The following is a 24,076-nucleotide window of genomic DNA, read 5'->3' as shown; positions in this document are numbered from 1 at the left end:
ACTAAGCTTCTTCGTTGTGAATAAATCGCTTTTTAGCATAAAGTTCCTCATCAGTTTCTTGATGAGCATCATCGGGCACACAACAATCTACAGGGCATACCGCAGCACATTGAGGTTCATCGTGAAAACCTATACACTCGGTGCATTTATCGGCAATGATAAAATAAATATCATCGCTGATAGCTTGTTGAGGCTCATCGGCATCTACTTCCAATCCGCTGGGCAATACTACTCGTCCTTTTAGGGCTGTACCATCGCTATAGCGCCAATCATCGGCACCTTCGTAGATAGCGTTGTTAGGACATTCAGGTTCGCAAGCCCCGCAGTTGATACAATCATCTGTTATTATTATAGCCATTTTTAGTCGTTAGTGATTATAGTGTTTAAAGGTTGTGGATTAGGAAAGGGCGCAAAGATAATACTTTTTTATCAATTTACTACTTTTTGAATTTGGGTTGTACCTCAAACCACAAGTCTACAAAGAGTTTGGTGCGTGCTAAATACTCGCGTACACGTGTTTTAAAACCGTAGTAGGCAGTAACATCTTGCGCATCAAAACCAATAGCTTGTATATCGTGATGCTTTGCCAAGAAAAGGGCACGCTCATTGTGAAAACGTTGTGAGATAACAATGAATGTATCATAGCCAAATACTTCTTTGGCTCGCACTACGGAGTCTAAGGTTCTGAAACCCGCATAGTCTAAGATAATACGTTCTTCAGGGATTCCGTTATTCATCAAGGCTCTTTTCATTTCTTCGGGCTCGTTGTAGTCATTTCTATGATTATCGCCACTCACTAAAATATATTCAATTTTCCCTGCCTTATATAGGGCAACCGCAGCATCTATTCTATAAAGAAAATACTTGTTGGGCGCCCCACTTTTTAAATAAGGATTAGTTCCTAAAAGTAAACCTACTTTATGTGCAGGCACCTCAGCAACTTGAGTGTACAACAAGTTTTTAGTCTCTTTAGTTACCTGCACGTTACAAGCAATGATTACTAAGAGCAACCACAGTGATAGTAGAGCAGTAACTTTCCAGAAACGTTTGGTTTTTAAGGGTTTTAGAAAAGATTTTATTTTGTTCATTTTGTTTAGGTAAGAAGTAAGAGATAAGAGGTTACTTACCTGCAAAGGCTTTGACATCGTCTTCTGAGATTTCTTTACCTCCTAAGATGATAAGTCGCTCTACTACATTGCGCAATTCGCGAATATTACCTGTCCAATCTTGTTTTTGGAGAAGTTCCATAGCTTTTTTGCTAAATTTCTTAGGGCTAATACCTTGTTCTTCGGCTATTTTTGCTGAAAAATAATCAATAAGTAATGGAATATCATCTCTTCTTTCATTGAGTGAAGGCACACGAATAAGAATTACTGCCAAACGGTGGTACAAATCCTCGCGAAAACGACCTTCAGCTATCTCTTTTTTCAAATCCTTATTGGTTGCAGCTATCACTCGTACATCTACATTGATATCTTTATCACTACCTACACGGGTAATCTTATTTTCTTGCAAAGCACGCAATACTTTGGCTTGTGCAGAGAGGCTCATATCGCCTATCTCGTCCAAGAAAATTGTACCATTGTTAGCGGCTTCAAACTTACCTGCACGATCTTTAACTGCTGAAGTAAATGCCCCTTTGATATGCCCAAAGAGTTCACTTTCTATGAGTTCTGAAGGGATAGCTGCACAATTCACCTCTATCATAGGGGCTTCACTGCGCTCACTCTGGTAGTGAATAGCGTGAGCTACCAACTCTTTACCTGTACCATTAGAACCCGTGATAAGCACACGAGCTTCAGTAGGCGCTACTTTTTCTATCATCTGACGGATTTGTTGCAAAGGAGCACTTTCTCCTATCATCTCATAACTCTTGCTCACCTTCTTTTTGAGGTGTTTATTCTCTACTACTAACTTCTTCTTATCGAGAGCATTACGTACTGTATTGAGCAAGCGGTTCAAATCGGGTGGTTTTGAGATATAGTCGTAAGCCCCAAGACGCATTGCATTTACAGCGGTTTCAAGGTCGCCGTGACCAGAAATCATTACAAAAGGGATTTCAGGTTTCACCTTTTTAATCTCGGTGAGTACCTCCATACCGTCCATTTTAGGCATTTTGATGTCGCAAAGCACCAAATCGTAGTCCTCTTTTTTGAGTTTTTCTACGCCTTCGATACCATCAACCGCCTCCTCTACTTCGTACTCTTTGCTTTCTTCTACTAATATTTTGCTGAGTACACGACGAATAGCCGATTCGTCTTCTATAATAAGTATTTTTGCCATAATTCTAATTTGCCAATTTAGTGCGAGCCGCACGGGCATTAATTTGCCAATTTATGTGGCAAAGATAATAAAAAATTAAAAAACTCTTGACATTTTGCCAAGAGTTTTTCGCGTGTGTTTATGAAAAAGTGTATTTATTAGTTTTTAAATGTAGGTTTGAACTTTGACTGATATACTTGGAACTCTTGTTGGTTAGTAATGCTTTTATGTTCGTCATTTTTAAACATTTTCAAGTAGAGTTCTAATTGGGTAGGTGACATATAGCCAGTGATACCTGTAATCAAATCGTTTTTCTCGTCTAAGAACACCATTGTAGGGTATGCTTGCACTTGCAAGTAATTGGTGAGCGGGTGGAGTGAGTTGCGCGATTGAGCTCTTGCAGGATCATAATCCTTATTCTCAAACTTTTGACCTTTGTAATTTACTACTTCGTTACCTTCACCATTGAATTTCACAGCGTAGTAGTTATCATTTACATAGTTCACTAAGTCTTTGTTCTTAAAGGTGTTATTAGCTAACATTTTGCAAGGACCACACCAATTAGTGTATACATCTACAAATATTTTTTTAGGTTTTTTCTTTTGAGCAGCAATAGCTTGGTCAAAAGTCATCCATTTAATTTCTTGAGCTTCGAGGGTAGCAGTTGTTGCTAAAATAAAAGCTACAATAGCGATGAGTTTTTTTGTCATAGTTGATAAAAGTTTGAAATTATTTCGTGTTTACAGATTTTCAAAAACCGTGCCAAATATATGTTCATCGGAAGGGGTGAGGAACTGCATTGCAATGGGCAAATAGTATAAGTTTTGTAAATGAGATTGTAGGCGCACATAGTCTTTTTCGGTAGTGAGAATACATTTATCTTGCAATTGCTGTATTTCTTCTGAACTAAAATGGTGATGATCGGGGAAGTTTAAGTGCTGAAAATCTGCTCCTTGTTCTTTTAAATACACTAATAGAGGTTGTGGATTAGCAATACCTGTTACCAAAGTAAAAGGTTTTTTGATAAAGTTTGACAAAGAGATAGCTTCATCTTGTTTGAACACTTGTTCATCATAAGCTATAGTAGCAAAAACTATAGGGCAATGAGCCTTTTTTTGTAACTGTTTTTCAATAAGAGAACGTTCACTTTGAGACAAGGAAGTAGGACATTTGGTTACTACCACTATATCAGCTTGTTGCACTCGACTTACTACATCACGGAGTTGCCCCATTGGCAGTAGCCAATCGTTAGTAAATAACTGTTTATAAGCTGTAAGTACTATATTGATTTTTGCTTTTACGGGACGATGTTGGAAAGCATCGTCTAAAATGATTACTTCGGGAGGCTCTGGTAGCGCAAGCATCTGCTCTATTCCTTCCACCCTATTACCACATACAGCTAATATAATATTATCTTTAAATTTCTTCCAAAACTGAAAAGGTTCATCGCCTAAATCGTATACTGTACTATTTCCATTAGCTAATACAAAACCTTTAGATTTGCGTTTATACCCTCTGCTCAACACCCCTACGCGCTGGGTTGTTTTTAGCTGCCTAATTAGATACTCCACCATCGGACTTTTACCGGTACCTCCTACTGCTACATTGCCCACACAAATTGTAGGCACTGCAAAGGTATGTACTTTAAAAATGCCAACGTTATAGCACCAATGGCGCAAACGAACGATTGCCCCATAGATCACTGCAAAGGGGAAAAGCAAATAACGAATGACGAATGACGAATGACGCATTATTAAGTTAATTATATTAATTGACACCTCAATTTTTCTTTATTAATTTGAGCTTTTATTCTGTCTTAATTTCCTTACAACCCATACCAAAAACAGTACAATCATCACACTGAAAGTCATCATCCCGCTAATGTTTTTTAGAAATGTGCAGACACTTCCCAATTGAACAAGCGTAGGGGACAACTCAGGATAACTTTTGAGAGTAATGAAGATACTGATATTCTCAGAATAATCAAAAAAACTGGTAATCAATGGTAAATAACACAAACCTTTTAACCATTTATTTTGTATGGAGAGTTGTTGTAATAGCCTGATGATAATCCAAGTATAAGTCACTGCAAAAAGCCCTGGATAAAATATATCAAAAAATAACTGAGGAAAAAGATAGTAACTTCGCCCCTCACTTCCTAAGGCTGTATATAGTGCTTGCACCTCTTCCAAAGTATAGCCGCCTGCCCTCATATCCAATATAGGTAAGCCTTGCGAAAGTTTTTGCAAATGAGGGATACTTATAAAAATCATTAATGAATAAAGCAAATTAGCTACAATAAATATTATCCATATCTGGCGATTATTCTTATTTCCAAATAAAAATTTATTCATATATCTATTATTTTGTTAAATTATTTTTTGAGGTGTCAAGTTAATGGCATATTAACAGAGGTTGGAAAATAGGTTCTCTTTCAATCAATCTTTTTATTAGATTGTTAAAGATAGTCTCTTTGCTCTGTGAGCGATTGATTCTAAAACTGTATTCTGCTAAATAGCGGTCTATATTAAACTCTGAAACCCAAGAATATATACCTCGTATCCAAGACTTTACTTGGTGTATTTCCTTTCTCTTTTCCTCCTATGGTAAATTCATCAACCTAAACGCTATCATTCAATTTGTGCAATTCACGGGATTTCATAGTTTTGCGGACTTTTTGCTTAAAATAGTGTTTCTGCAGTAGGACTTTCTGTATCAAATCCATAAAAATCTTTTCTGACTTGGTATTTTTTATGACCACATTTACGGCAACAATACCCTTTTTCCCATTTTATGGAAGCTAAGTATTCTTCGCAATCTAAGTCTGTTTTAAAGCGTTCAGTAAACTCTAAGAGGCTTTGTCCCTTAAATAATTTCATAATACATTAATTTTCAGAGCGCAAATACATGAAATTATTTTGACACCTCAATTATTAATTATTTATAATGCCTAAATATTCCTGAATCGGTGGCAGTCCAGAGGGCGTATTTTTGTCCGGCAGCGCGAAGTCCATAGTCTGCCCAAGTGTTGCAGGTATAGAGAAAGTTGTAAGTACTTTTAGCTTCGTAGAAAGCATCGGTAGTGCCATAAACGGCATTGGTGGGTATAGGTATATATTTACCTTGTGCATCTTTGTCGAACTGCTGGTCGATATAGCTTACCAAACGCTTGTATTGTGCAGCTGTAAGACTTAGTTGTGCTACTTTTTCATATCCTTCACTACCTCCTAAATAGGTGGTGTGCATAGCCGAATCACTCATCCAAAAAGCAGCTTTTACTGCTGTAGAGAACTTTAAATCAGCCCAAGTAGGGGTATTGAGGTAAAAGCCTTTGTCGCCCCAACCAAAAGCCAACCAATCGCCTCTTTTTTTTCCTTTGGTATCATCAGGGGAGACTTTGGTAGTCCAATCTATAAACTCATTTTGAGTAGGGAGGACTAAATCGGTATGCTTTCCGTTAGAGAGAAGGTAGATAGTAATAGTTTTGGGCTCTGTGGTTTTTTCTGCAGAAATGGGAATCAATGGCAACAGCAAACACAGCACCCCATAGAGTACTACAAAACCTACTACAAAGAGTAGAGTTTTTAGGAAATATTTTAAAAGTTTTTTAATCATAGAGAGCTTCCAAAAGTTGTAGTTTTTATTTTAACGTGAGTTCGACGTAAGTAATTATTTAACAATCAGCAAAATATTTTTAATCTCCCACGAATTTCACGAATTTTCACGAAATTTGGAGTGCACAAAACTCTTTACTTTATATTATCTCACAAATTTTCACCTGACGGTGAATTATTTTGTAAATAAATTGTGATACAGTGCTGTAAATCAACATTCTGTTATATCTAACTCACGTTATTTTATGACAAATTTCTTGGATTACTTCATCAATATCACTGTATTGAAAATCAACAAACTTTTTAATTTTATCACCATTATAAGTGGTTACCAATCCGAGAGCATCGGCTGTTTGGAGAGTGAGGGTTCGCTTTTTGATACCCAAGAAACTTAAAAAGCCGTCTAAACGCGCCAAACGACGCAATACTTTATGTGAAATCTTTTTAGTAGGAGCTTTCACTCCTAATCCTTTGGCTATCTTTTCAAAAACTGATTGATAAGTAAGATTAGCTGTATTTAGCACAAAACGTTCTCCCGTAACTTCGGAGAATTGTAAGGCAATCATTGCACGTACCACATCGTCTACCGCCACAAAACCTGTGCCCCCTGTGGGGTAATATTTTAGTCCGCTAGCTACTTTTTTAAACAATAAACCAGATCCTTGCTCGTAGAAATCAGCACCTAACACCACTGAAGGATTTACAATAACTACTGGCAATCCTTCTTGAGAGCCACGCCATACTTCCATCTCACCGCCGTTCTTACTGATAGCATAATCGGTATTATTTTCCTCATTATTCCAATCGTTTTCCTCGTCAATAGGTGTGTGAGGCAAGGCAGAAAGGGTAGCTACAGAACTTACATAACAGAGTTTTTTTACCTTAAAATCAATAGACAAGTTTACGATATTAGCCGTTCCCTCTACATTCACTTTGAGGAGTTGAGCAAAATCTTTAGGTTGGAAAGAGATAAAGCCTGCACAATGAAAAACAAAAGTAACATTCGCAAATGCTTGTTCAAGCGCTGGAATGTTACTTATATCGGTTTGTACCCACTCAATAGAGCAGAATTGTTCCGCTCCATTGGGGGATTGTTGTATAAAAAGTTGTTCGACTTTCTCTAACGAATGGGCACTGCGATAGATAGCCCTTACTTTATGCGCCTTGTTTTGAGTAAGGTAAAAAAGCAAGCGGCTGCCAATCAGCCCTGTTCCGCCAGTTACTAAAATCATTATTTTTCGTCTAAAGGAATACGTTCGTCGATAAGTTTGAGAGCTATAGGCGAATCGTTCTCGTTGTAGAATTCGAAGAGGTCGAGGATAGAGTGTACCAAACGTTCTTCTTCTAACTGTTCTTGAACGAACCATTGCAAGAAGTTTTCAGAAGCGTAATCGTCTACTTGGCGTGCTTTTTTGAAGATCGCGAAGATAGATTGAGTAACTTTGATTTCGTGTTCCAAAGTTTTTTCGTAAACTTCTTTAAGTGAATCAAATTCTTGTTGTACTTCACCTACTTTAGGAGCAAAAGCACGTGCGCCATTTTCGTTGAGGAAGCGGAAGATTTTCATCATGTGATCTCTTTCTTCTACAGCGTGGTCATAAAAGAACTCGGCACTGCGAGAGTAGCCATTATATTCAGCCCAAGAAGCCATAGCTAAATAGAGAGAGCTTGCTTCAGCTTCTTTACTTACTTGTTCATTCAATAGGTCGATGATTTCGGGGTGCAAACTAGTTTGCGATCTGGTGTACTTGTGTTTTGTCATTTTAATAAATTGTTTTTAAGTTTTTTAGTGGGTGCAAAGATAGTAATTATTTGCTAAATACGGATAAAAGAGTTGTAATTTAGACGTGTTCTTCCAAATACGCCTTTCGCACTTTTTTGAAGAGTTCCGATGAATATACGAAATCGGTAACGGCTTCATTGTCTGTACGGAAGATTGTATCTTTAGAACCTTCCCACTCTTTGTATCCATTTTTCAAGAAAACAATCTTAGCCCCTATTTCCATTACGGAGTTCATATCGTGAGTGTTGATAACAGTGGTGATATTGAACTCTTGGGTAATTTCCTGAATAAGGTTATCTATTACGATAGAGGTTTTAGGGTCGAGACCTGAGTTAGGTTCGTCGCAGAACAAGTAGTTAGGATTATTTACAATTGCACGAGCAATAGCCACTCGTTTTTGCATACCTCCAGAAATTTCGGAAGGCAATTTGTTTTCGGCATTTACCAAATTCACCCTGCTGAGCACTATATCAGCACGTTCACGGATTTCATCAGCTGATTTTTGGGAGAACATCTTCAAAGGAAACATCACATTTTCAAGCACCGTCATCGAATCGAATAAGGCACTACCTTGAAATACCATTCCCATTTTTTGGCGGAGGGCTACTTGTTCTTTGCGTTTCATATCGGCGTATTTTACACCATCGTAGATGATGTCGCCAGCATCGGGGGTAAAGAGTCCTAAGAGTGATTTGAGGAATACTGTTTTTCCTGAACCACTTTGCCCAATAATAAGGTTTGTTTTGCCTTTCTCGAATGTAGTGGAAATGCCTTTCAGCACTTCAGTTCCATTGAAAGATTTATGTAAATTTTCTACTTGTATCATAGTTCAGCCGAGGCTACCACAGCCTCTTTATTTATCTTTTTCACCAAACCTTGTAGTACTTTACCAGGTCCTACTTCAATAAATTCGGTAGCACCATCAGCAATCATTTGTTGTACGCTTTGTGTCCATTTCACAGGAGCGGTAAGTTGCTTGATAAGGTTGGTTTTGATAGCATTTTCATCGCTTACGGCTGTAGTGGTTACATTTTGATAAACAGGGCATAACGGCTTGTGGAATGTTGTTTGCTCAATTGCTGCAGCTAATTCTTCTTCAGCAGGTTTCATCAGTACTGAGTGGAATGCACCACCTACGGGAAGAACAAGAGCGCGTTTAGCGCCTGCTTCTTTCATCTTTTCGCAAGCCGTCTCTACAGCTTTGAGTTCACCTGAAATCACCAACTGACCTGGGCAATTATAGTTGGCAGGAGTTACAATCCCATCGACTGTAGCACAAAGTTCTTCCACTTTAGCATCCTCTAAACCCAATACGGCAGCCATTGTACCAGGTTGTAATTCGCAAGCCTTTTGCATAGCAGCAGCACGCTTGGCTACTAATTGCAAACCATCTTCAAATGAGAGAGCCCCATTGGCTACTAAAGCAGAAAATTCACCTAATGAATGTCCTGCAACCATTTGAGGAGCAAAATTTTTACCGAGCACCTTGCTAAGGATTACTGAGTGCAAGAATATAGCAGGCTGGGTAACTTTGGTTTGTTTAAGGTCTTCATCAGTACCACTGAACATTATATCGGTGATAGAAAATCCAAGAATGCCATTAGCTGCTTCAAAAAGTGCTTTGGCTTCAGCAGATTTTTCATATAAGTCAAGCCCCATACCTACAAATTGGGCTCCTTGACCAGGGAAGATGTATGATTTCATTTATTTTATTTTTTATAAGATTGAAAGTACAAAGATATTACTTTTCTATAAGAATGCCAAATATTTGCGCCAAAATATCTTTAGCGACTTCTTCTTTAGTTTTTAAAGGAAAACTGATTTGTGTTTCTTTAGTAATAAAAGTAACTTTATTAGTATCGGTACCAAAACCTGCTCCTGCATCGCGCAACGAATTGAGCACAATGCCATTTAAGTTCTTTTTCTCCAATTTGGTTTGGGCATTAGCCACCTCATTTTCAGTTTCTAAAGCAAAGCCTATAAGCGTTTGAGTAGTTTTGATTTTACCCAAAGAAGCTAATATATCGACGGTAGGAACTAAGGTTAGACTGAGATTACCGCCTTTCTTTTTAATTTTTTCGGGGGCTACAGTTTCAGGAGTATAGTCGGCTACAGCTGCGGCGAGGATAGCGATGTCACAAGTAGAAAATTCGGTTACAGCAACTTCGTACATCTGTTGAGCGCTTACCACCCGATGTAAATGAATTTGTGAGTGAATATTCTTTTCAGAAGATGGTCCTAACACTAAATGTACTTCAGCGCCTTGTCGTACGGCTTCATTAGCAAGAGCAATCCCCATTTTGCCAGAGGAGAAGTTTCCTATAAAACGCACAGGGTCAATAGCCTCGTAAGTAGGACCTGCTGTGATAAGTATTTTTTTACCTTTAAGAGGAAGATTTTCGGTGATTGTATTTTCTATAAAGAGCACTATATCTTCGGGTTCAGCCATACGTCCTTGTCCTACAAGTCCGCTAGCTAGTTCGCCATAAGTTGCGGGAATAATATGATTGCCATAGGATGCTAATTTTGCTAAATTCTCGGTGACCGTGGGGTGGGCATACATATCCAAATCCATTGCGGGAGCAATGAATACGGGTGCTTTAGCGGAAAAATAAGTAGCTAACAGCAGATTGTCGCATACCCCGTGAGCCATTTTAGCAATGGTATTTGCAGTAGCAGGCGCAATGAGCATTGCATCAGCCCATAAAGCTAACTCTACGTGACTATGCCAATCACCCTCAGGAGATGAAAAACTCGTAAGCACCTGATTTTTAGACACTGTACTGAGAGTAAGAGGTGTTACAAACTCCTTCGCATTTTCGGTAAGGATAACCTTTACATTATGTCCTTTTTTAGTGAGCAAACGCACCAATTGAGGCGTTTTGTAGGCGGCAATTCCTGCTGTAATACCAAGTACTATATTCATAATTAAATAGATTGAAAAAGGCTTTAAACGGCAAGCGATAGCTTACTACTTAAAGCCTAACAAACAATTTATAAATACCCATTTTTATTCGGTTTCACGATAGTATACCTTACCATCTAACCATTCTTTTACAGCAATAGCTTGAGGTTTAGGCAAACGCTCGTAGAAACGAGATACTTCTATTTGCTCTTTGTTCTCAAAGATTTCCTCTAAACTGTCGTTATTAGTAGCAAAAGCCTCTAACTTTTCTACCAATTCTTTTTTAATTTCGGCGTTTATTTGATTAGCACGTTTGGCAATAATAGAGATCGCCTCGTAAATATTACCAGTAGGTGCTTCTATAGCCGATTTGTTGTAAGTAACCGTAGAGGTAGGAGCATCTATTTTTTTAAAATCCATAATGTAATTATTTTTGTGATGTAAAACTTTTTAGTGATGTATTAATTTTAGCGAGCATATTCTCAGCTTCCTTTTTGAATTTGCTTTCAGGGTAAGCGCGCAACAAGTTGTCATAGGCTTCTTTAGCTGTATTGAGGCGTTCTTCTTTTTTGCTTTCCACACTATTGATTGCCCACTCATAGGCTGAGTGCAAACGGGTGTATAGGGCTTCTTCTCTGAAAGGACTTCCAGGGTTATTGGTTAAGAAATTATCTAACGATTTCATCGCAGCCTGATAGTCGCGTATTTTATCATACTGTTTGGCAATTTCAAAATCTTTCTTTTCCAAACGCGTTACCAAATCTAAGGTAAGCTCGTTAGCCTCTTTGGTATACTCACTATTAGGGTATCTATCCAAAAAGTACTGCAATTTCTCGAGCGCCTGATAAGTATAGGTTTGATCTACACTATATTTAGGTGTTTCTAAGTAAAGCGATTTAGCTTCTAAAAAGGAGGCTTCGGTAGCTTTTTCACTACGAGGGTACAGCTTCTGCAAACGTTCGAACTGATAGGAAGCTAAACTGTACTGCTTGAGTTGATAACAAGCGTCACCATACATATAGTAGATGCGTTCCCCTTGAGGTTTTCCTGCATATTCTGAGGCTATTTGTTCAAAAAGGCGATTTGCTTTTTTGTATTTTTTAGCCTTATAGAGCTTTTCAGCTTCTATGTATTTTACGCTCCCATCTGTAGATTTCAGAGCTTTTTGGTACTCACCACAGGAGGCAAAAAGCACACCGAGCAGACCGATGATGATATATTTTTTCATTAACATTCGGCAAAAGTAAAAAGTTTTTCTGATATAACAAAATTATGTGAGCATTCCGCCATCTACATTGAGCACTTGCCCAGTGATATAAGCCGACATATCGGAGGCTAAAAACACGCAAGCATTGGCTACATCTTCAGGCTGTCCGCCACGTTTAAGAGGAATAGCATCACGCCATCCTTGTACTACTTTTTCATCAAGCACAGCTGTCATTTCAGTTTCTATAAATCCTGGTGCAATAGCATTGCAACGGATGTTACGAGACCCCAATTCTAAAGCTATAGATTTAGTAAAACCGATGATTCCCGCTTTAGAGGCTGCATAGTTAGACTGACCAGCATTACCTTTTACCCCTACCACGCTACTCATATTGATAATAGAGCCTTTGCGCTGTTTGAGCATCACACGTTGTACTGCTTTGGTCATATTAAACACTGATTTGAGGTTTACTTCAATTACTTTATCGAAATCCTCTTCGCTGATACGCATTAGCAAGTTATCTTTGGTGATACCAGCGTTGTTTACAAGGATATCAACAGTGCCAAACTCGGCAACTACAGCATCGACAAATTCTTGTGATTGTGCAAAGTTGGAGGCATCACTTTGATAGCCTTTCACTTTTATACCTTGTGCGGCTAATTCTTTTTCTAGAGCTTTTGCAGCATCTACCGATGAGCTATACGAAAAAGCAATATTCGCTCCGTGAGCGGCAAACACTTCGGCTATACCACGACCGATACCACGACTAGCACCAGTGATAATAGCTGTTTTTCCTTCTAATAATTTCATATTATAATTGTTAATTATGAATTGTTAATTATCTTTAACCTCCTACACATTTTACTTTAAATCCTTTTTCTTTAAGGAGTTGCATAATAGTGTCGCGGTAATCACCTTGTATGAGTATTGTATCATCTTTTATTGTTCCGCCCACTCCAAGGTATGTTTTTAGTTCTTTAGCTAATATTTTGAAATCGCTATCGGCTCCGTTATAACCTTCGATTACTGTTACAGGTTTGCCTTTGCGCTTCTCGTATTTACAAAGTAGAGGTTCATCTTGCAACCATATAGTAGATGGTATTTCTTGAGGTACTTCCTCTTCTATATGGTCGGGGAAAAGATTTTTAAGTTGGTCTCTTAAGTCCATACTTATTTTACTTTGGTATAGTTGACAATCAATTTTACATCTTTAATCACTACTCCTAAAGGGGTAGCAAGGGCTGTATTGGCAATTTTGCCTTCACCACTTGCACTTTTATAACTACCTGTTGTTGTTTGCTTTATATTAGACCCTATAGCAATTGCTAAAGGTACATTCGCACCATTATTAGTTACCATATTAAGAATATGGTTAGTAATTCTTAGTTGGTAATATTTACCTACCCCATTTTCTTTTTGCAATTTTCCTAAATGCACCAAGTGTGAATAGGCAGAAGTAGTGTTGTTAGCGGTAGGGTCGTACTGATAATCGGCTAACACAGCCCCCGTTTGAGCATTATAGATATAAAGGCGTTCAGGAGTTTTGCTATAAGTCACGCTTTCATCTACATAAAAGAACAAACTCGCATCGGTAACTAACCATTTTTCAGATTTGATACGAGCGATATCGGTATCTGAAATTGTAATAGAAGCAGTTTGCCCTAAAGCGCCACTCAAATAAGTTTTACTAGTATCCGTAAGACTTTCACCTGCATTGTTGAAAAGGTTTACAGCAATACCATTGAGAGGCAAATCATAACGGCTGTACTGAGTTTTAGTAGCTGTGCTACCACTTACATAAGCGGTATAACTATACTCCAACTGTATTTTGGCATTTGCCATATTGAGGAGCATCATCACATCTTTAGAGAAGTTAGAGGCACTGACTTGTATTCCTTTAAAATACTTTTTAAAGTCGGTAACACTTGCTAATTCACTACTACCTTCTTTGTCTAATATTTTAGATTGAAAGAAAGAAGTACTAAGAGGAATACGCAAACCAGGGGCTAAGACATCGTGTACAGTTTTAGATTCATCGGCAGTAGTTTGGGGATCATCAAACTGGAAACGAGCGATTGCCTTATTACTAATAGTTGTAGCTGAAGTAGTAGTTGAAACTATTGAGCTACCTAAGTTTGTGAGTATATCAGTATTATTAGAATAATAGACTTTTGATTTTAGGTCGGTACCTATATCGCTGAGGAAGTAGTTAGTTTCTTTCACTTCTACACGAAAAGAAGCACTTTTGTCGCCATAGATGGAATCTAATTGGTATTCAACATTTTGGCTATAGGTAGCATTGTTGCTTGAACTATTGGGATTGAAGAAAGGTATATACAAATAAGCATTCATCACCTTTTCATTTTCAGGTTTATTTTCACTAATTTCTAGTGCTTGAGTTTTGCTACCAAAAGAAGGATTAGCGGCTGGAAGCCCTACTTGTGCAACAATAGTAGCCGATTTAGTACCAAAAGGAGCTTGAGTGTATTGCCCGAGCAAATATCCTCCTAAACCATTGGTTTGTACGGCAGTTTGTTTGACTTGGTTCACTGAAATAGTAGCTGTGAACACGTTAGTTTCGTAGTTAGGATTTTTGAGAAGTGCGCCATCTATTTCGTTGAAATCATCGGAAGAGCAGGCACTAAAAAGTGTTAGTACAGTAAGGAAAAAAAGTAATTTGTAAGTATTATTCATTCGTTTGCTGTTATTTCTTTAGTATTTTAGTGTAAAAATCGCGATAGGAATCTTGGAAAGTTTCTTTATCGCTGTTGTAAATCACTGGTTTTCTTAAGTTTTTGAGATAAGTTTTAAAATCTTCGGGCATATCTTCGCTCACTACAATTACGCCATCGGAGTGCTTGATAGCGATGCGCATCAGGTTGTAGTAAGTAGGATTTTTGAGGGGGTCAATTGTTTTTTTACTAATGCCATCAAAAGCTACTTTGTTGATAAGTGAGGCATCGAGAGCACCTTCGTAATCACTATCAAACACAGAGGTAATAATTTTGCTTTCGGAAAAGATAGGTTCATCTTTATAGTAAGTACGCAAGTAAAGTGGCAACAAAGCAGAAACCCAACCGTGTATATGGATAATATCGGGTAACCAATTGAGTTTTTTCACTGTTTCTACAATGCCTTTTGCAAAGAAAATACAGCGCTCATCGTTATCGGGATACATATTGTTTTCCTCATCAAAGAGTGTGCCAGTGCGTGCGAAATACTCATCATTATCAATAAAGTACACTTGAATGCGTTCTTTGGGGATAGAGGCTACTTTGATAATGAGCGGCACATCGATGTCGTTGATAACAATATTCATACCTGATAGGCGTATCACCTCGTGCAACTGGTGACGACGCTCGTTGATATTACCGAACTTAGGCATAAAAATACGTATTTGTCCGCCGTTAGTATTCACCATTCTAGGGGTTTCAAACGACATTTTAGCCAACTCACTATAAGGCGAATAAGGCAACACTTCCGACGACACGTAGAGTACTTTTTTATCTTTCATAAAGAGTATTTCTTTAATTTATTTTGCTCTTAGAAGGCACAAAAGTACAAAAAAATATGCACATATCCATAAAATTATATAAGTTTGCACCCAAAAAAGATTTTATACCGATGATTTACACACAGCAAAAGGAACTCCATTCACTTATGGAAACCCTTAAAAATCAAGGAAAAACAATAGGTTTAGTACCTACTATGGGCGCTTTACACGACGGACATTTATCACTCATAAAAAAAGCTAAAAAAGAGAATGATATAGCTGTTGTAAGCATTTTTGTGAACCCTACACAGTTCAATAATCCTACGGATTTAGAAAAATATCCGCGTACCTTAACAGCCGATGCTGAGAAGATTGCCCAATACAGTCAAGAGGTAATTATATTTGCCCCTACCGTTGATGATATTTACGGTGAAGAGGTAGTAGCTCAACCTTTTGACTTTGCAGGATTAGACAAAGTAATGGAAGGCAGTTCACGACCTGGGCATTTTGATGGTGTAGGTACTATTGTTAAAAAACTTTTTGAAATTGTAATACCCAACAGAGCTTACTTTGGTGAAAAAGACTATCAACAACTGCTCATCATCCAACAAATGGTACGACAAACAGGCTTTCCAGTGACTATCGTCCCCTGCCCTATCGTGCGCAATAGTGAAGGGTTAGCCCTCAGCTCACGCAACGCTCTGCTAAGTGAAGCAATGACACAGCGCGCTTCATTTATCTATCGCACTCTTTTGGCTGCCAAAGAGCGTTTTGCCACTCATACACCTGCTGAAGTAGAAGCGTGGGTGGTGGATACTTTTGCCAAAGAACCCGATTTTACCTTAGAGTATTTCACTATCACTGATGCTCATAACTTGCAACATATCAATACAAAAGAAGCAGGCAAAGAGTATCGCGCTTTTATAGTGGTATACGCAGAAGGTGTGAGATTAATTGACAATTTGGCAATGTGATGATTTAGCGATTAGCCCTTGAAGGGGACAATCTGGAAAAGTGAGAGTGATGGGAGCTGTGGGAGCAGTGAGAGTAATGAGAGTGATGGGAGCGACAGATAACGATTTGATGATTTGATAGAGGCGTTTGCAAAACGCCCCTACATAACATACTCTAAACAGAGTACTCAATTCTGCAAAAGGTATGAGCTCACAAATAGTTTTTGTTACTTGTTACCTATTTGTTACTTCAAGTTAATTTCCTTTGGTTACTATAAATACATTTTCTTTCTCTACTCCTATCACTTCGTGTTCTACATCTACAGGGATTTGATAGGTATCGAGGTCTTTGAGAACAATTTCTTCACCATTGATAAGAAAACGTACAGTTCCTTTTACCATAATAAGGGTTGCTGGAATATTAGTAGTATGTTTTTTTAGTACAGCTCCTTCACCTAAAGCTATGGCTACTTGTCTCACATTTTGACCATCTTTTACAAAATAGGTAGTTTGTTTATCATTGCGGAAAGTAAGTTTATCGGCTAAATTTACTTTTTGCAAAGATTTTATATGCTCTACAGTTTTGCCATTCACAGCTGCAATATTATGCTTCTTGAGAATATCTTGAGCTTTGCCAGCACGAATTCCCCTACGACAAAAGAGTACAACATTCTCTTTTCCTTTTAATTCTTGCCATCGGGTTCCTATTTCTTCCAACGGGATATTAATTGCTCCTTCGGCTGTACCCTTAGCAAATTCTTCGGGGGTACGCACATCAATTAAAGTAGTATTTTTAGCATTAATACGCTCGGCGAGCGTTTGAGCTTTTGCTGTAATCATCGTAAGCAAAAGCATTCCTAAAGTTATTGAATATTTCATTATTGTTAGTTTGTTTATTAGTTTATTATTTTATTTTTTCAGAAAGTTCGACCAAGCGAATGAACTCTTTGCGATAGCCCTCTTCATCTTTTCCAATCGCATTCTTAGCTAAATCTATTACTTGTTTATATGAGGATTTTGCTTTGTATTTAGAATTTCTTAGGAGCATTCCCCATTCGGCAACAGCGGCGGCAAAGCGATAATCATCATCGGTTTGGGTGAGATCAGTGAGAGAAAAAGGAATAGGAGTGCTTTCTTCTACACTTTTAGCATCTTTTACCACAGGGTCTTTATAACGTATTTTGAGGAAAGCTAATTCGTTAGCAAATCTTTCTTTCACTTGTTTTTGATAGCGCAACCCATCGGTAGTAGCGCCTTTGGCAGGTACCAATTCATACAAAGCAGTTACGGTATGTCCTGCACCTATCTCACCAGCATCTTTCTTGTCATCTTCAAAATCCTCATTGGCTAAAGCGCGGTTTTCATAGCCTACCAAGCGGTATTCTTTCACATATTGAGGATTGAATTCTAATTGTAATTTCACATCTTTAGCTACGGTGTAGAGCGTACCGCCAAATTCATTTACCAATACTTTTTTAGCTTCAGTAAAATTATCGATATAAGCATAGTTACCATTCCCTTTGTTGGCAATAGTTTCTGCCATATCATCGCGGTAATTACCCATACCATAGCCCAATACCGAAATGTAAATTCCATTGTTGCGCTTCTCTTCTACCAATCGTTGCAACTCATCACGTGAAGAAATTCCTACGTTGAAATCACCATCGGTAGCCAAGATAATACGGTTATTACCTTTGGGTAAAAAGTTTTTTTCGGCTACTTCATAGGCAGTTTGCAATCCTGCTCCTCCTGCAGTAGATCCACTAGCCACCAAATCGTCTATTACTTTGGAGATTTTCTCTTTTTCTTTCGCTGGAGTAGAAGGTAAAGCGATACCCGTTTGGCTTGCATAAACTACAATCGCTATCCTATCTTCTGGACGTAAGTTATCCAAAAGCAATTTGAAGGATGCTTTGAGTAGAGGCATTTTATTGGGCTCATCCATAGAACCTGAGGTGTCTATCAAGAATACCATATTAGAAGGTGGCGCTTTGGTAAAATCTATTTTCTTTGCTTGTAATCCAATGCGCAACAGATAATTATCAGGATTCCAAGGACAAGTACTTAGCGTGGTAGTAGCTTTCAAAGGGGTTTTGCCTCCTTCGGCTGGTGGAGCATAATCATAGTCAAAATAGTTGATAAGCTCTTCTATACGCACAGCATCTTTATGAGGCTTTTGTCCGTAGTTGAGCATACGGCGCACATTGCTATAAGAAGCTCTATCTACATCGGCAGAGAAAGTAGTTACGGGGTCTTTTGTTGTTTTCTTAAAGCCGCCTTCATCTATCGCTTTATAAGTCTCGCGAGAACTATTTAAAGTATAGCTATTTTTTGTTCGATAAATTCCACTAACACTTCCTGCACCTCTTATACGTATAGAAGAACTAGTTACGTCTCGTCTTTTTGCAGTTTCATAACTTGTTACCACCACTTCTTGAAGGGCAACGTTATCTTCTTCTAAAACTACATTGATAATCTTCTGTCCGGAAACTTTTACTTGCTTGATTTTCATTCCTATAAAAGAAAACTCTAAAATATCACCATTCTTTACTTTGATAGTGTATTTACCATCAAAATCAGTAGTAACTCCTCTAGTAGTCCCTTTGATGAGTACTGAAACTCCAGGTAAAGGATTGTTAGAGACATCAGTAACCTTTCCAGTTACTTCGTACTCTTGTGCGTAGAGGCTTCCTATAAACAGAAAGCAGAATAATAAAATTTGTTTCATATTGTTAGTTATTAGATGTTAGTTCATTAGGGGTTAATTGTTAGTCCTTAGGGGACTACCTAACAATTGATTAAGTACTAAAATTTATTTTATTGGACAAGTTAGACGAGTCGGACAATTCGGACTAGTTGGGCGGGTATTTTACAAAGGAAATGTAGTGTTAAAAGAGTACAACTGATTATCAAGCAATCAACCTTAACTGATTGCTGCCATTTCCTCCATAAAGCGAGTGGCTAAAGCATCGGCTTCTGCTTGGGTTTTAGCCTCAGTATAGATGCGGATAATCGGCTCGGTATTCGATTTGCGCAAGTGTACCCAGCTGAAAGGAAAATCAATTTTAAGTCCGTCGATAGTGGTGATTTGCTCGTCTGCGTACTTTTCTTGCATTGCGAGCAACACTTTATCTGGATTGAGCCCGCTACTGAGTTGGATTTTATTTTTGCTCATAAAATAAGCAGGGTAACTACGGCGCAAAGCACTCACTGTAATACCTTTTTCTACCAAAAGTGAGAGGAAAAGCACTACCCCTACTAAGGCATCGCGACCATAATGCAATTCGGGAAAAATAACACCACCATTGCCTTCACCTCCTATCACAGCATTTACTTCTTTCATTTTGGTTACTACATTCACCTCACCAACAGCAGCAGCTGCATATTCTACCCCGTGTTTTTCGGCTATATCGCGCAAAGCACGTGAAGAGGAGAGGTTAGACACCACATTTCCTTTCTTTTTACTGAGGTAATAATCGGCGCAGGCTACAAGGGTATATTCTTCACCAAACATTTCGCCTTCTTCGGTAATAAGCGCAAGGCGGTCTACATCGGGGTCTACCACCACCCCTAAATCGGCTTTTACTTCCACTACCTTAGCACAGATATCGGAAAGATGTTCTTTAAGAGGTTCGGGATTATGCGGGAACTGACCGTTAGGTTCACAGTAGAGTGGTACTACCTCAGCCCCCAAGCGTTCTAACAAAAGTGGGATAGCGATACCTCCGGTAGAGTTTACAGCATCGACCGCTACTTTGAATTTGCGTTTGCGAATAGCTTCCAAAGTTGCCAATGGCAAGAGCGAAAGCACCGCATCGATATGGCGTTGTATATAAGTATCGTTATGAGTGATATGCCCCAGAGCATCTACTTCGGCAAAAGTAAACTCATTGGCAGCAGCAATGCGCAAGATTTCTTCGCCTTCCTGAGCGTTGAGAAACTCACCTTTGCTGTTTAGCAGTTTGAGGGCATTCCACTGTTTAGGATTATGACTGGCAGTGAGGATAATACCGCCATCGGCTTGTTCCATAGTTACCGCCACTTCTACGGTAGGGGTGGTACTCAAACCTATATCTACCACATCAATTCCTAAACCTACGAGGGTGTATTGCACAAGATTCTGCACCATTTCACCCGAAATACGCGCATCGCGACCTACAACCACTTTCACATGGTTTTTATAAATATGTTTTTTAAGCCACGTACCATAAGCAGCGGCAAATTTTACAGCATCAATGGGGGTTAAGTTGTCATTGGGTACTCCCCCTATAGTACCGCGAATGCCTGATATAGATTTTATTAGAGACATATTCTTACAATTAAAATTTTATAATTTAGAATTAATAAGCGCAAAGGTAATAAATAATTACGAATTACGAGTTACGAAAGATGTTTTTTTTTATACTAATTTGCTAATTTACTAATTATTGACTATTTTTGTCGCATCAAATTATTCGTTTATGACAAAACATCAACTCCGCGTGCAAGATGCTCTTAAATTCTTTGCACAAAAAGATACTGAATTAGGCTTTCGCAAACTTTTAGATTGTGTAGCCGACACACAACAAATGTCCCTCTACCTAAAGGCTATAGAACTTACCGACTGGAAGGAAAACAATCCTAATGAGTTGGATCAACTTACGGAAAAGGCTTCTGCCTTACTTGAAGAAGTAGGGCAATGCACCGTAGAGGAGGTAATAACTGAAAAAGCTGTGCTTGTTGCTAAAGACATTAAAAAAACCTACAATTCGGGAATGTTTTCATTAGGTCCTGTATCACTTACTATTAATAAAGGACAAGTTTATGGCTTAGTAGGTGAAAATGGCAATGGGAAAACAACCCTTTTGCGCATCTTAGCGCACGACCTCTCTTATAATTCGGGCGAAATAACCTATTACTTCAAAAAAACGCCCACTAATGAATACGATTTACGCACTAAATTAGCTTACATTCCCCAACGCACCGACAAATGGTATGGTAGTTTGAAAGACAATCTCAAATTTACTTTGGCGTGCTATGGTATCCCTGCTGAAGAAAACGAACCACGCACTCTGCTAATAATTGCCCGTTTAGGTTTGTGGAAATACCGCAATCTAAACTGGAATGCACTATCATCAGGGTATAAAATGCGTTTTGAATTAGCGCGCACCCTATTACGTCAGCCAGAATTATTGCTTTTAGATGAGCCTTTAGGGAACTTAGACGTATTGGCACAACAGGTAATATTAGAAGACCTCAAAATGATAGCTAACTCAGTAAATCACCCTATTGCTTTGATATTGAGCTCTCAACAACTCTTTGAAGTAGAAAAAATATCTGACAAGGTAATTTTCCTCAAAAATGGACAATACCGCGAAAATGTTGAGACTGCCCAAGAGAACACCCCTACCCCACTCATTGTAGAAATTGACACCACTAACAGCAGAGAAGAATTATTAGCCGTATTTAGCACTTTAAATCTTGAAAAATTACAGTACAACGGAGGTATTTACATTGCTTATTTTGCCGAAGGCACTGAATATTCTACTGTGTTAGAAGCTCTTGGTAAAGCTAAAATAGAGCTTACTTATATACGGAATATTTCGGCTAGTACAAGGAGATTTTTTGTGAGTTAGGAGTTAGGTGTCAGGGGTCAGGTGTTAGGTTTTAGGAGGTATAGGTTATTAATTATAAAACACTCATTATCAATTGAAAAAATATTTATTAGAACGCTTTCCTTTGGTTTGGAACAGCCATTTAATATGGGCTTTGCCTCTTATTCTCGCGACCCACTTGTTCTTTTTTACGTGGGGGTTTGCTATGGTTACTGATGAGGCTATGGGTAACTATTATTTCAGTTCGAGAAACCGATTTGAAGGCTTGCCTATGGTGATGAACTTTATCGCCATTGTATTGCTATTAGTGGGATGGCTCATTCGCTTATTTAGGAATAATGCTTTTGAACGCTTTTACCCTGTGAGCCGATGGCAACTATTCAGGCAGTTTGTGATATATCTGTTTATTATGGGAGGCATACTCAGTTCAGGACTTTCATTTATGGTAGGCGAGAATACTAAAGTGCATTGGCGATACACCGACAGCTATATACACAATGTATTACGACAATATCCTGAAAATTTTAACTTTGAGGATGTAGAGAGACTTCCTGAAGCACAACAAAGGGAATACCACATAGCCAACAATGCTAAAGATATCAAAGAACGTTTATTTATAGTGGGGCACAATGAGGAAATCACAATGGTTGCAACAGCTACTTTTGTGCTCACATTATTGCTCTTTACTGTACGTATTACCTCGTTGCGTACAGTGTTACTCTCTATTGTTTGTGGTGGAGTGCTGTGCTTGCTGCTCGGCTTAGTGCTCATATTTGTTTTGAGTAGCAATATGTTTGGAATGCGAGATGTATATGTAGTGCTGGAAATTTTATGGTTGACTTACCTTTCAACAATTGCTTTATCTATTTTCTCTGATAAAAAACAATATCGAGGTATTGCAATGAATATTTCACTATTTGGTTTTTTGCCTATGACAATTGTTACTCTAATAGCTATTGTTGAGAGATATGATTGGTGGTATCCTTCATCAATTACTGAGGAAATTTATTATTACTTTTGGTACAATATAAAAGAACTTATAGTTTCGATAGGAGGAATACTGCTTTCACTTGTGTTTATAGGACTTTACACGAGTGTTATCAAACGATGGAAGGCATTGCCGGAGTAGAGGTTAGGGGTCAGGCGTCAGGGGATAGGTATCAGGGGACAGGTTTTAGGGGTTATAGGTTATTAATTATAAAACATTTATTATCAATTGAAAAAATATTTATTAGAACGTTATCCAGCAATTTGGAATACGCAGGTGGTACTGTTATTACCACTGATATTCTTATCTCATTTAGTCTTTTTCGCTTTGGGATTTATAATGCTCAATGATGAAGCAATGAGTAATTATTACTACTATTTGGGAGATAATTTCAAAGAATTGCCTTTGTTGTTAAGTTTTATTATAATGGTATTGTTATCAATAGGTTGGCTTATACTTCTTTTTAGAAATAATGCTTTTAAGCGTTTCTACCCTGTAAGTCGTTGGCAATTGTTTGGGCGTTTTGTAGTGTACCTTGTGATTATCTTTGGAATGACAAGCACTTATGTTTCGTTTATAGCAGGTGAGAAAGCTAAAGTTCATTGGCGGTATAGTGATAGCTATATCCATAGCGTTTTGCAACAGTACCCTGAGAATTTTGACTCTCCTTACAAAGAAGTACGATATAGTAATGAAAACCAAATAAAAGAGTTCTTTATTGCGCGAAATGCTAAGAATGTGAAGACCAATACGTTTATAGAAATAGTAAAAGACGAATTGAATACTATTACAGCTATAACTTTTGTACTCACATTGTTGCTCTTCACGGTGCGCATCACCTCATTGCGCACGGTGCTATTAGCTATTGTTTTTGGAAGTTTGTTTTTTCTATTTATCAATTTGTTAGGTTTACTTATTTTATATCTTGTGGGCAATGAGAATGATTTGTTCACTTCTATCACAATAGCATGCGCAAGTTTCCTCGTTCTACTCGGCATTTCTGTAAATTCTAAAAACAAGCTATATAGAGAGATTGCTATGAATAATACTATTTACTTTTTTTTGCCTATAATAGCTGTTGTTTTTACAGACATTGTAGAAGAATTTCATTTGTGGCACTTTATAAAAGACCATTATGGAACGTTTTGGGATAACCTACGAGAATTGCTTTTTTGGGGTATTGGTATATTGCTAACCATACTTTTTATAGGGCTTTATACAGGAGTTATCAAGAGGTGTAAAGCAATGCCGGAGTAGAGTGTCAGGGGTCGGGGGAC

The 24,076-nt window shown here is 38.1% G+C and carries 25 protein-coding genes and 1 pseudogene; 4 read left to right on the top strand and 22 right to left on the bottom strand.

Annotated features, from left to right (window positions below; all coding sequences use genetic code 11):
* Window position 1 precedes the first annotated feature (1 nt).
* The 19 genes and pseudogenes from CGC57_RS11430 to CGC57_RS11340 form a co-directional block, all read right to left on the bottom strand.
* Window positions 2–358: a 4Fe-4S binding protein gene (locus tag CGC57_RS11430; RefSeq protein WP_002677354.1), complete on the bottom strand. Its 357-nt coding sequence runs from the start codon at window positions 356–358 to the stop codon at window positions 2–4.
* Window positions 359–437: 79 nt separating this feature from the next.
* On the bottom strand, window positions 438–1,088 hold the full coding sequence (locus CGC57_RS11425) for a SanA/YdcF family protein (protein WP_095899512.1): 651 nt from the start codon (window positions 1,086–1,088) through the stop codon (window positions 438–440).
* 31 nt (window positions 1,089–1,119) lie between these two features.
* Window positions 1,120–2,283 carry a sigma-54-dependent transcriptional regulator gene (locus CGC57_RS11420; RefSeq protein ID WP_095899511.1) on the bottom strand — a complete coding sequence of 388 codons (1,164 nt, stop codon included), beginning with the start codon at window positions 2,281–2,283 and terminating at the stop codon, window positions 1,120–1,122.
* A 137-nt stretch (window positions 2,284–2,420) separates the two neighbouring features.
* On the bottom strand, window positions 2,421–2,972 hold the full coding sequence (locus CGC57_RS11415) for a thioredoxin family protein (protein WP_002677498.1): 552 nt from the start codon (window positions 2,970–2,972) through the stop codon (window positions 2,421–2,423).
* 30 nt (window positions 2,973–3,002) lie between these two features.
* Window positions 3,003–4,013, bottom strand: a complete 1,011-nt coding sequence (gene lpxK, locus CGC57_RS11410; RefSeq protein WP_002677393.1) for a tetraacyldisaccharide 4'-kinase — start codon at window positions 4,011–4,013, stop codon at window positions 3,003–3,005.
* Window positions 4,014–4,055: 42 nt separating this feature from the next.
* Window positions 4,056–4,616 (bottom strand): hypothetical protein, encoded by a 561-nt coding sequence (locus CGC57_RS11405; RefSeq protein WP_095899222.1) that lies wholly within the window; start codon window positions 4,614–4,616, stop codon window positions 4,056–4,058.
* Window positions 4,617–4,656: 40 nt separating this feature from the next.
* A pseudogene (locus CGC57_RS13165) lies at window positions 4,657–5,141 on the bottom strand (hypothetical protein).
* Window positions 5,142–5,199: 58 nt separating this feature from the next.
* Window positions 5,200–5,877 carry a TIGR02117 family protein gene (locus tag CGC57_RS11395; protein WP_095899221.1) on the bottom strand — a complete coding sequence of 226 codons (678 nt, stop codon included), beginning with the start codon at window positions 5,875–5,877 and terminating at the stop codon, window positions 5,200–5,202.
* Window positions 5,878–6,109: 232 nt separating this feature from the next.
* Window positions 6,110–7,108 carry an NAD-dependent epimerase/dehydratase family protein gene (locus CGC57_RS11390; RefSeq protein ID WP_095899220.1) on the bottom strand — a complete coding sequence of 333 codons (999 nt, stop codon included), beginning with the start codon at window positions 7,106–7,108 and terminating at the stop codon, window positions 6,110–6,112.
* Window positions 7,108–7,638, bottom strand: a complete 531-nt coding sequence (locus CGC57_RS11385; RefSeq protein ID WP_088594723.1) for a ferritin — start codon at window positions 7,636–7,638, stop codon at window positions 7,108–7,110. The genes CGC57_RS11390 and CGC57_RS11385 overlap by 1 nt, the downstream gene beginning before the upstream one ends.
* A gap of 79 nt (window positions 7,639–7,717) precedes the next feature.
* Window positions 7,718–8,485, bottom strand: a complete 768-nt coding sequence (locus CGC57_RS11380; protein ID WP_095899219.1) for an ABC transporter ATP-binding protein — start codon at window positions 8,483–8,485, stop codon at window positions 7,718–7,720.
* Complete coding sequence (fabD, locus tag CGC57_RS11375) at window positions 8,482–9,363, bottom strand: ACP S-malonyltransferase (protein ID WP_095899218.1); 882 nt, start codon at window positions 9,361–9,363, stop codon at window positions 8,482–8,484. The genes CGC57_RS11380 and fabD overlap by 4 nt, the downstream gene beginning before the upstream one ends.
* Window positions 9,364–9,400: 37 nt before the next feature.
* Window positions 9,401–10,585: a bifunctional phosphopantothenoylcysteine decarboxylase/phosphopantothenate--cysteine ligase CoaBC gene (coaBC, locus tag CGC57_RS11370; protein ID WP_095899217.1), complete on the bottom strand. Its 1,185-nt coding sequence runs from the start codon at window positions 10,583–10,585 to the stop codon at window positions 9,401–9,403.
* Between the two features lie 84 nt (window positions 10,586–10,669).
* Window positions 10,670–10,984, bottom strand: a complete 315-nt coding sequence (locus CGC57_RS11365) for a DNA-directed RNA polymerase subunit omega (RefSeq protein WP_002677367.1) — start codon at window positions 10,982–10,984, stop codon at window positions 10,670–10,672.
* A gap of 7 nt (window positions 10,985–10,991) precedes the next feature.
* On the bottom strand, window positions 10,992–11,798 hold the full coding sequence (locus tag CGC57_RS11360) for an outer membrane protein assembly factor BamD (RefSeq protein WP_002677223.1): 807 nt from the start codon (window positions 11,796–11,798) through the stop codon (window positions 10,992–10,994).
* Window positions 11,799–11,834: 36 nt separating this feature from the next.
* Window positions 11,835–12,581: a 3-oxoacyl-[acyl-carrier-protein] reductase gene (fabG, locus tag CGC57_RS11355; protein WP_095899216.1), complete on the bottom strand. Its 747-nt coding sequence runs from the start codon at window positions 12,579–12,581 to the stop codon at window positions 11,835–11,837.
* Window positions 12,582–12,615: 34 nt separating this feature from the next.
* On the bottom strand, window positions 12,616–12,939 hold the full coding sequence (locus tag CGC57_RS11350) for a translation initiation factor (RefSeq protein WP_095899215.1): 324 nt from the start codon (window positions 12,937–12,939) through the stop codon (window positions 12,616–12,618).
* A 2-nt stretch (window positions 12,940–12,941) separates the two neighbouring features.
* Window positions 12,942–14,465 carry a DUF4270 domain-containing protein gene (locus tag CGC57_RS11345; protein WP_095899214.1) on the bottom strand — a complete coding sequence of 508 codons (1,524 nt, stop codon included), beginning with the start codon at window positions 14,463–14,465 and terminating at the stop codon, window positions 12,942–12,944.
* A gap of 10 nt (window positions 14,466–14,475) precedes the next feature.
* Window positions 14,476–15,285, bottom strand: coding sequence for a glycogen/starch synthase (locus CGC57_RS11340; protein ID WP_002677247.1), 810 nt, complete (start codon window positions 15,283–15,285; stop codon window positions 14,476–14,478).
* Window positions 15,286–15,395: 110 nt separating this feature from the next.
* Between CGC57_RS11340 and panC the strand changes: the two genes are divergently transcribed.
* Window positions 15,396–16,238, top strand: a complete 843-nt coding sequence (gene panC, locus CGC57_RS11335; RefSeq protein ID WP_232747246.1) for a pantoate--beta-alanine ligase — start codon at window positions 15,396–15,398, stop codon at window positions 16,236–16,238.
* 234 nt (window positions 16,239–16,472) lie between these two features.
* Here panC and CGC57_RS11330 read toward each other — a convergent pair whose 3' ends face one another.
* From CGC57_RS11330 to glmM, 3 genes are all read right to left on the bottom strand, one after another.
* Window positions 16,473–17,096 (bottom strand): rhodanese-like domain-containing protein, encoded by a 624-nt coding sequence (locus tag CGC57_RS11330; protein WP_095899213.1) that lies wholly within the window; start codon window positions 17,094–17,096, stop codon window positions 16,473–16,475.
* Between the two features lie 25 nt (window positions 17,097–17,121).
* Window positions 17,122–18,945 carry a vWA domain-containing protein gene (locus CGC57_RS11325; protein WP_095899212.1) on the bottom strand — a complete coding sequence of 608 codons (1,824 nt, stop codon included), beginning with the start codon at window positions 18,943–18,945 and terminating at the stop codon, window positions 17,122–17,124.
* A 195-nt stretch (window positions 18,946–19,140) separates the two neighbouring features.
* Window positions 19,141–20,526, bottom strand: coding sequence for a phosphoglucosamine mutase (glmM, locus tag CGC57_RS11320; RefSeq protein WP_095899211.1), 1,386 nt, complete (start codon window positions 20,524–20,526; stop codon window positions 19,141–19,143).
* A gap of 151 nt (window positions 20,527–20,677) precedes the next feature.
* On the opposite strand from glmM, the gene CGC57_RS11315 reads away from it, so the two are divergent.
* The 3 genes from CGC57_RS11315 to CGC57_RS11305 all read left to right on the top strand — a co-directional run bounded on the left by CGC57_RS11315 (window position 20,678) and on the right by CGC57_RS11305 (window position 24,056).
* Window positions 20,678–21,832 carry an ATP-binding cassette domain-containing protein gene (locus CGC57_RS11315; protein ID WP_095899210.1) on the top strand — a complete coding sequence of 385 codons (1,155 nt, stop codon included), beginning with the start codon at window positions 20,678–20,680 and terminating at the stop codon, window positions 21,830–21,832.
* A gap of 73 nt (window positions 21,833–21,905) precedes the next feature.
* A complete protein-coding gene (locus CGC57_RS11310) occupies window positions 21,906–22,940 on the top strand; it encodes a hypothetical protein (RefSeq protein WP_095899209.1) in 1,035 nt (344 codons plus the stop codon).
* 87 nt (window positions 22,941–23,027) lie between these two features.
* Window positions 23,028–24,056 (top strand): hypothetical protein, encoded by a 1,029-nt coding sequence (locus tag CGC57_RS11305; RefSeq protein ID WP_095899208.1) that lies wholly within the window; start codon window positions 23,028–23,030, stop codon window positions 24,054–24,056.
* Window positions 24,057–24,076 lie beyond the last annotated feature (20 nt).

The sequence above is a fragment of the Capnocytophaga sputigena genome (assembly GCF_002302495.1).
In the GTDB taxonomy this organism is placed as follows: Bacteria; Bacteroidota; Bacteroidia; order Flavobacteriales; family Flavobacteriaceae; genus Capnocytophaga; species Capnocytophaga sputigena.
The sequence above is the reverse complement of the archived record's forward strand: the minus strand, read 5'-3'. Positions and strand labels throughout refer to the sequence as shown.

Coding starts and splice junctions, on each gene's coding strand:
- glmM (WP_095899211.1), bottom strand. CDS start 20,526: ATGTCTCTAATAAAATCTATATCAGGCATTCGCGGTACTATAGGGGGA.
- CGC57_RS11330 (WP_095899213.1), bottom strand. CDS start 17,096: ATGAAATATTCAATAACTTTAGGAATGCTTTTGCTTACGATGATTACA.
- CGC57_RS11345 (WP_095899214.1), bottom strand. CDS start 14,465: ATGAATAATACTTACAAATTACTTTTTTTCCTTACTGTACTAACACTT.
- CGC57_RS11385 (WP_088594723.1), bottom strand. CDS start 7,638: ATGACAAAACACAAGTACACCAGATCGCAAACTAGTTTGCACCCCGAA.
- fabG (WP_095899216.1), bottom strand. CDS start 12,581: ATGAAATTATTAGAAGGAAAAACAGCTATTATCACTGGTGCTAGTCGT.
- CGC57_RS11405 (WP_095899222.1), bottom strand. CDS start 4,616: ATGAATAAATTTTTATTTGGAAATAAGAATAATCGCCAGATATGGATA.
- CGC57_RS11380 (WP_095899219.1), bottom strand. CDS start 8,485: ATGATACAAGTAGAAAATTTACATAAATCTTTCAATGGAACTGAAGTG.
- CGC57_RS11350 (WP_095899215.1), bottom strand. CDS start 12,939: ATGGACTTAAGAGACCAACTTAAAAATCTTTTCCCCGACCATATAGAA.
- CGC57_RS11315 (WP_095899210.1), top strand. CDS start 20,678: ATGACAAAACATCAACTCCGCGTGCAAGATGCTCTTAAATTCTTTGCA.
- CGC57_RS11325 (WP_095899212.1), bottom strand. CDS start 18,945: ATGAAACAAATTTTATTATTCTGCTTTCTGTTTATAGGAAGCCTCTAC.
- coaBC (WP_095899217.1), bottom strand. CDS start 10,585: ATGAATATAGTACTTGGTATTACAGCAGGAATTGCCGCCTACAAAACG.
- panC (WP_232747246.1), top strand. CDS start 15,396: ATGATTTACACACAGCAAAAGGAACTCCATTCACTTATGGAAACCCTT.
- CGC57_RS11365 (WP_002677367.1), bottom strand. CDS start 10,984: ATGGATTTTAAAAAAATAGATGCTCCTACCTCTACGGTTACTTACAAC.
- CGC57_RS11390 (WP_095899220.1), bottom strand. CDS start 7,108: ATGATTTTAGTAACTGGCGGAACAGGGCTGATTGGCAGCCGCTTGCTT.
- CGC57_RS11415 (WP_002677498.1), bottom strand. CDS start 2,972: ATGACAAAAAAACTCATCGCTATTGTAGCTTTTATTTTAGCAACAACT.
- CGC57_RS11340 (WP_002677247.1), bottom strand. CDS start 15,285: ATGAAAGATAAAAAAGTACTCTACGTGTCGTCGGAAGTGTTGCCTTAT.
- CGC57_RS11420 (WP_095899511.1), bottom strand. CDS start 2,283: ATGGCAAAAATACTTATTATAGAAGACGAATCGGCTATTCGTCGTGTA.
- CGC57_RS11395 (WP_095899221.1), bottom strand. CDS start 5,877: ATGATTAAAAAACTTTTAAAATATTTCCTAAAAACTCTACTCTTTGTA.
- CGC57_RS11425 (WP_095899512.1), bottom strand. CDS start 1,088: ATGAACAAAATAAAATCTTTTCTAAAACCCTTAAAAACCAAACGTTTC.
- fabD (WP_095899218.1), bottom strand. CDS start 9,363: ATGAAATCATACATCTTCCCTGGTCAAGGAGCCCAATTTGTAGGTATG.
- CGC57_RS11430 (WP_002677354.1), bottom strand. CDS start 358: ATGGCTATAATAATAACAGATGATTGTATCAACTGCGGGGCTTGCGAA.
- lpxK (WP_002677393.1), bottom strand. CDS start 4,013: ATGCGTCATTCGTCATTCGTCATTCGTTATTTGCTTTTCCCCTTTGCA.
- CGC57_RS11360 (WP_002677223.1), bottom strand. CDS start 11,798: ATGTTAATGAAAAAATATATCATCATCGGTCTGCTCGGTGTGCTTTTT.